Source organism: Pseudoalteromonas sp. Z9A5, assembly GCF_011378875.1.
Classification (GTDB): Bacteria; Pseudomonadota; Gammaproteobacteria; order Enterobacterales; family Alteromonadaceae; genus Pseudoalteromonas.
In genome coordinates this window covers 23,979-30,815 of record NZ_WTLC01000048.1, presented here as the reverse complement: position 1 = coordinate 30,815, position 6,837 = coordinate 23,979, and the positions used below count along the sequence as shown (strand labels likewise).

5 protein-coding genes are annotated in these 6,837 nt (G+C 36.9%); 2 read left to right on the top strand and 3 right to left on the bottom strand.

Features of this window, described 5'->3' with window-relative positions; all coding sequences use genetic code 11:
- Window positions 1-170: 170 nt before the first annotated feature.
- A complete protein-coding gene (locus tag GQR56_RS18765; RefSeq protein ID WP_166114326.1) occupies window positions 171-1,718 on the bottom strand; it encodes a PAS domain-containing methyl-accepting chemotaxis protein in 1,548 nt (515 codons plus the stop codon).
- Window positions 1,719-2,169: 451 nt separating this feature from the next.
- Between GQR56_RS18765 and gshA the strand changes: the two genes are divergently transcribed.
- Complete coding sequence (gene gshA, locus GQR56_RS18760; protein ID WP_166114323.1) at window positions 2,170-3,747, top strand: glutamate--cysteine ligase; 1,578 nt, start codon at window positions 2,170-2,172, stop codon at window positions 3,745-3,747.
- Window positions 3,748-3,892: 145 nt separating this feature from the next.
- The gene (locus tag GQR56_RS18755; protein ID WP_166114320.1) at window positions 3,893-4,501 is read left to right on the top strand and encodes a hypothetical protein; all 609 of its coding nucleotides are present in this window, start codon (window positions 3,893-3,895) and stop codon (window positions 4,499-4,501) included.
- Between the two features lie 52 nt (window positions 4,502-4,553).
- On the opposite strand, the gene GQR56_RS18750 is transcribed toward GQR56_RS18755, so the two are convergent.
- Complete coding sequence (locus GQR56_RS18750) at window positions 4,554-5,822, bottom strand: CNNM domain-containing protein (RefSeq protein WP_024610202.1); 1,269 nt, start codon at window positions 5,820-5,822, stop codon at window positions 4,554-4,556.
- Window positions 5,823-5,883: 61 nt separating this feature from the next.
- Window positions 5,884-6,690, bottom strand: coding sequence for a cytochrome c biogenesis protein CcsA (gene ccsA / locus GQR56_RS18745; protein ID WP_024610201.1), 807 nt, complete (start codon window positions 6,688-6,690; stop codon window positions 5,884-5,886).
- Window positions 6,691-6,837: the final 147 nt, after the last annotated feature.

Sequence of the window (6,837 nt, the reverse complement as noted above, 5' to 3'; positions counted from 1 at the left end):
CCAAAGAAATTAAGGGCAATGCGAGAACGAGTGAAACGTTATATTCTTCCAGAAAAAAGAAAACGGCCCAAAAGTAGGACCGTTCGAATTTCAAAAACTCGGTACACCATTAAGTCAAAGCATGCTTAACTGAATGGTGTTAGCTAAAAATAGCGGCTTTTTAATGTTTATTAAACTCTAAAGGTCAGTAGTAAATCATTTACTTTACGAGAGCCTTCAACAAGTTCAGCCGACCCTTTAGCCACATTAAAGCTTAGGCTTAAATTACTGTCACCAAGCTCTTTGATTTGTGTAACATTAGCGCCTATGTCGCTACTAACCACCTGCTGTTGTTCTGCAGCAGTCGATATTTGAGTGGCAAGCTGTGATATTTCACTTATCTGAATAAAAATATCGTCAAGTGCAACTTGAGTTTGAGCTGTTGTACTTACACAATTATCAGCTTGATTTTTTGTGTTCTGCATTATTTTAGACCAATCAAATAAAGTACTTTGAATTTCTTTAATGGAACTATGAATTTGTGCTGTAGCATTTTGAGTTCTTGATGATAAAGCTCTAACTTCATCTGCAACGACGGCAAAGCCACGACCATGTTCGCCAGCACGAGCAGCCTCAATTGCAGCATTTAGTGCGAGTAAGTTAGTTTGATCGGCAATGCCTTCAATTTCACTCATTACCTGACCTATTTTATCAGCTTCTGACGCTAGGCTACTTGCGGTTGTAGCCGCTTGATCTACCTGACTGGCTAAATCAGACACCATTGAACTGTTATCAGCTATATGCTGTTTTATATTAGAGCAACTTTTATGTGTAACATTTACTTTATCAGCAGTGTGATGAGTGTTATTAGATATTTCGCCAATTGTTGAACTCATCTGTGCCATAGCTGACGCTATTTGTTCTAGGCGTTCACTCTGTGAAGCAATACCTTTTTCAGTTAATGTTGATTGCTCATCTAAGTGTGTCGCAATATTATTAAAGCTTAGTGTTGAATCTTGCATGCGACCAAGCACAGTTCGTAATTTGGCACTAAGCATTTGCTCCCTATAGTCACTGATACTATGAGGATTACTTCCGCTGTATATATAGCGCGAAACTGAATCAGATTTAGCTTTTTGCTTTTTTAATATTTTAGGGGTTGCAATTAATTCATCGTAATTAAATGCAATAACAAAAATGCAAACTAATAAATTAATTAGTGCTATAGCCAAAGAGCTTAATAGAGCAATTGCGATCAACCAAATTAATATGCCAATAATAGTAATGCTTTGCCTTACATGTGTTCTTTCTCGAAAATTATATAATGACTTACCTTTATTTAATTTATTATAAAGAGTTTGCGCATGTTGTTTTAGTTGCTGACTCGCTTTAGTTCTTACTGATTGATAACCAATTAATTGACCATGCTCAAAAATAGGCGTTACGAATGCATCAACCCAATAATAGCGTCCGTCTTTGCAGCGGTTTTTTACCATTCCACGCCAAGAATGACCTTGTTTTAAGGTAGCCCACATTTCTTTAAATGCAGCTTTGGGCATGTCAGGATGGCGCACAATACTGTGGTTTTCTCCAATGAGTTCTTGTGCGCTATATCCTGCAATATCGCAAAACTCATGGTTTACGTAAGTAATTACACCTTTAAGATCGGTTGTTGAGACGAGTTGTTGTGATTCATCAAAGAGAACCTCTTCATTTTTTAAGCTTTTATTACTGCTCACTGTATTTACTGCCATCCTTTATAGTTGGCGCTATTATATTGTTTACTAAGTACAAAGCAAAAAAATGGGCTGCTCTATAAGTACTTACAATTAAAACTTTACATTTTTATGATCTATATCAAGTGTTTTGATAATAAACTCTGATTAGTTGAAAGCGTCATGAATCTTTTTTATATAAAGGTCGGTCTATTGGTTTACTGAATTTAATACTTATGTATGCCGCAGATTAAGTATTTAATAAATTACACGCGCAAAGCAATTGTATAATGTTAAGAGCAATGGCAAGATTACGGTCTATAGTATGATGTTGGTCGTATCAGCTTATGTTCAAAGCAGGGCATGCAGCTATTAATCAAAAAAATTACATTGTTCTTAGCAATTTAATCTTGAGTAATAAGTGATTAGCCCCCATAACCCTATGATTAAGCCACGTGGCCCGAGGAAGCATTTTTTGACAACACATGATCTAACAAACGCACTTAACGCGTTATCAGCAGATGAGCACCAATACGCAGTTAAAGGCATTAAACGTGGCATTGAGCGAGAGTCGCTAAGAATACAAGGCAGTGGGGCTATTTCTGCTCAAGGGCATCCGAAAGGGGTGGGAAGTGCATTAACTAATGGGCATATCACAACAGATTTCTCCGAGTCTTTACTTGAATTTATTACTCCTGTTAGTGAGTCATCTGCACAAACTATTAAGCAATTAAAAGACCTGCAAAAATTTACTCTTGAAAAAATGGGTGATGAGTTACTTTGGCCTATCAGTATGCCGTGCTTTATAGAGCATCAAGATGACATAGTATTAGCTCAATTTGGTAGTTCTAATACAGGTAGAATGAAAACACTATACCGCGAAGGTTTGAAAAATCGCTACGGTAGTATGATGCAGGCAATTGCTGGCGTACATTTCAATATTTCATTTCCAGAAACGCTGTGGCAATCGCTGCATTCATTAAAGAAAAGTGATGCAACATTACAAGATTTCATTTCAGACGGTTACTTGGGCCTTATTCGTAATTTTAAACGCGAATTATGGCTGATTAGCTATTTATTTGGTGCATCACCAGCGTTATGTCATTCATTTTTACAAGGTCGAAAAACCGATCTGCCATTTAAAAAGCTCGGTAAAGGCACCCTTTATTTAGAAGTAGGTACAGCTCTACGACTGGGTAATTTAGGTTATACAAATAGTGCTCAATCTTCATTGCGTGTAATGTACAACTCGCTTGATGAATATGTAGTTGGGCTAAAAAAAGCAATTAATACACCTTCAGAAATTTATGGTGATATTGATGACTATACTAGTGCTGACCCTAAACAGCTTAATAAAAACATTCTGCAAATAGAGAATGAATTTTACTCACCAGTTCGCCCTAAGCGAAATGCAAAAAATGGTGAAACACCTACAGACGCATTACTTAGAGCCGGTATTGAGTACGTTGAAATTCGTGCATTAGACGTAAACCCGTTTAGTGAAGTTGGTATTGATATAGAGCAAATTCACTTTTTGGATGTATTCTTAACGTATTGTTTATTAAAAGATTCAATGCCAATGGATTGGAAAGAACAAGCGCGCAGTACTGAAAATCTTGATACCGTTGTAAATCAAGGTCGAGAAGAAGGCTTGATGCTGAATTTTAATGACCAACCTCGTAGCCTTCAATCGTGGGGTGATGAAATATTTGATCAACTGCGCGATGTAGCTAAATGGATGGATAGCGCTTATGGCGTTACTTATTATTCAAGTACGATAGAGCGAATGGCAACGTGGATACATAATCCTGTACTCACTTATTCTGGTCGTTATGTTAGTGAGCTAAAAGAATCTGGCTTAGATAATGGGCACTTTGCATTAGCATTAGCTAATAAGTACAAGCAAAGCCATCAAGAAGCTGATTATAGTGAGTTTTTAAAACCATGGCTTGAACAGCAAGTAGTTAAATCGAATGAGGCGCAAGTAGCAATTGAGCAAGCAGACACACAATCGTTTACAGCATTCTTAGATACGTACTTTAGTCATAAATAATTTAAACGCTAATTAAGTTCAAAGCAAAAAAAACGCAGCCCAAGATGGCTGCGTAAATATTCTTCAGGGATGAAACAATGCTGTACTGCTGCATTATAGAATCAGACCCACACTTTTTATAAAAGTTCAGTGAGATCTAAAAAATATGAAAAAAAATGCAATTATTTTATCTCTAGCTCTCACTTTAGCCGGTTGTGCTACAGCTCCTCCTAAGCAACCTGATGATATTTGTAAGATTTTTGAAGAAAAACCTAGCTGGTACTTTGATGCAAAAAATGCCCAAGAAAAGTGGGGTTCACCCAAGCACGTACTTATGAGCATGATGTATCAAGAAAGCTCGTTTAGACATGATGCCGCACCACCAATGGAGTATTTTTTATGGATAATACCAACAGGACGCGCAAGTGATGCTTATGGTTACTCACAGGCAAAAACACCCACATGGTCAGACTATATTCGCGAAACAGGTAACAATGGTGCCGACAGAGACGATTTTGATGATGCAATAGACTTCATGGCATGGTTTGTTTATAAAACGCATAAAGTAAATGCGGTTTCTAAATGGGATGCTTACTCGCAATACCTTAATTATCATGAAGGGTGGGGCGGATATAAACGTGGTACATATAAAAAGAAAAAATGGCTGATGAGCGTTGCTAATAAAGTTAAACATCGTGCAAGTCGTTATGGAGCGCAGCTTAAGCGTTGTGAGGAATCATTAGATAAAGGTTGGTTAGAGCGTTTATTTAGTTGATTTTATAAATAGCTGTTAGTAAAAAAGGAGCCATTGGGCTCCTTTTTTAGTTTTAATGCTTTCGTTTATTAGGCAGTATTTTAACCTGTTTTATCATGTTCTCTTTTACTTCGAGTACTTCAACAGGATAACCCGCAATACGTAAACTGATATTAGCATCAGGGATGTTTTCTAGGTATTCGATAATTAGTCCGCTAAGTGTTTTAGGTCCATCAAGTGGGAAATCCCAGCCCATCTCTTTATTTAAATCACGAACGTTTGCACCGCCATCAACAATACACGAACCATCTGTTTGAGTTGTAACCTCTTCACTAGGTGTACGTGTTTGTGTTGTTGTGAAATCGCCTACCACTTCTTCCAAAATATCTTCGAGTGTTACAAGACCTTGAATGTCACCATATTCATCAACAACTAAGCCAATACGTTCTTTGGATTGTTGAAACTTTAATAGCTGGGTGTTTAGTGACGTACCTTCTGGAATAAAGTAAATTTCACGTACGGCACGTAGTAACGAAGGCTTATCAAATTGCTCTTTTGTAAGTAAACGAAGTGCGTCGCGTGAGTGAATGAAACCTACAGCATCATCAATATTATCTCGGTAGAGTAATACACGAGTGTGTTGTGAGTATGTAAGTTGTCTGCTAATTAATTTCCATTCATCGTTAATATCTATCGCCACAATTTCATTACGTGGGATCATAATATCTTCAACGGTTACTTGTTCTAAATCTAAAATCGAAGTTAGCATGCTTTGATGGCGAGCAGGAAGTAGGGCACCTGATTCGTTAACCACTGTTTTTAATTCTTCTTTACTTAAGCTGTGCTCTTCTATTTGTGCTGTTGTTATACCAAACAATCGTAATAAACCATTCGTTAACCAGTTAATAATAAGCACAAATGGGAATAATATTTTTAATAGACCTTTTAAAACAACAGAGCTTGGAAATGCCACCTTTTCAGGATACAAAGCTGCAAGTGTTTTTGGTGTTACCTCAGCAAATATAAGTATAACGAGAGTTAATACCCCGGTCGCAATAGCAATACCTAAATCACCATACAAACGAATACCAATAATAGTAGCTACTTGAGCTGCAGCAATATTGACTAAGTTGTTACCAATTAATATTAAACCTATAAGCCTGTCCGGACGGCTAAGTAGTTTACTGACTCGTTTAGCTGCACGATGATCTTGTTTAGCAAGATGTCGCAGACGTATACGATTGATTGACATGATTCCGGTTTCTGAACCCGAAAAATAAGCAGAAAAAAGCACCAATAAACCTAAGATGATAAACAGGGTACTTGTCGATATGTCGTCCAACGATGGATCCTTTTCTTATAAATCAATGCGTATTAAGCTAGAGTGAGCAAGCAGAGTCAAGTTAAAACTTATTAAGTACTACTTCTTGTATGAAACGGCTACCAAAATAAGCAAGTGTGAGGATAAATGCTGCGACCATGATGGTAATAACGACTGGTTTTCCTCTCCATCCTTGTTTCATATGTCCTAATGCAGCTATCGCAAAAATTGCCCATGCGATTAATGACAATATCGTTTTGTGTATAAACTCTTTTGCAAACATTCCATCAAGAAATATAAACCCTGACAACAATGCTAAGGTAAGCAATATAGTGCCCAAATTAAGTAATTGATATAATTGGCGTTCAACTACCATTAGAGGAGGTAGATGACTATGCACTATAGCAAGGTCTTTACGTTTTAAGCGTTTATCAATAAAGTAAAACTGTACACCATATAAAGTAGCAATGATTAAAATACAGTAAGCAAGTAAAGATAATGAAATATGAGTAACGAGACCTACTTCAACATTAATACTTTGCAATAAAATATGGTGAGGAATAAATAAGCTGGCAATACTTAACAGAGCTGCAAAAGCATATACCACAGGCAACAGTAACGTAGCCGGAAACTTTAACGAGACGGTTGTAACTGATACAACAATGACCCAACAGGTTAATAAAGCCACATTAACAATACTTAAATCTTGACCGTCGGAACGAAATACAGAATTTACCAACAACAGCATATGCGCCACTATTGCAACCGTACTTAGTATTACAGTTACTTTTTGGCTAGGACCTTGTTTATGAAACAGTCGTGATAGCACGTGAGACGTTGCTAACACATAAAATAAACTGGCAATAATAGTTAAACTAATAATCAGCATTGTGCTTGGGCCACTTAATTTGAGTCAAAAAAATCTTGTTGTTATACAACCATTGTATTTTATAGCAAAGCAAATGGATAGACCTTAAAAAAAGAAACTCAACTAGCTGCACTTGAACACTGTATTGTCCGGCACCATTTACGGTAT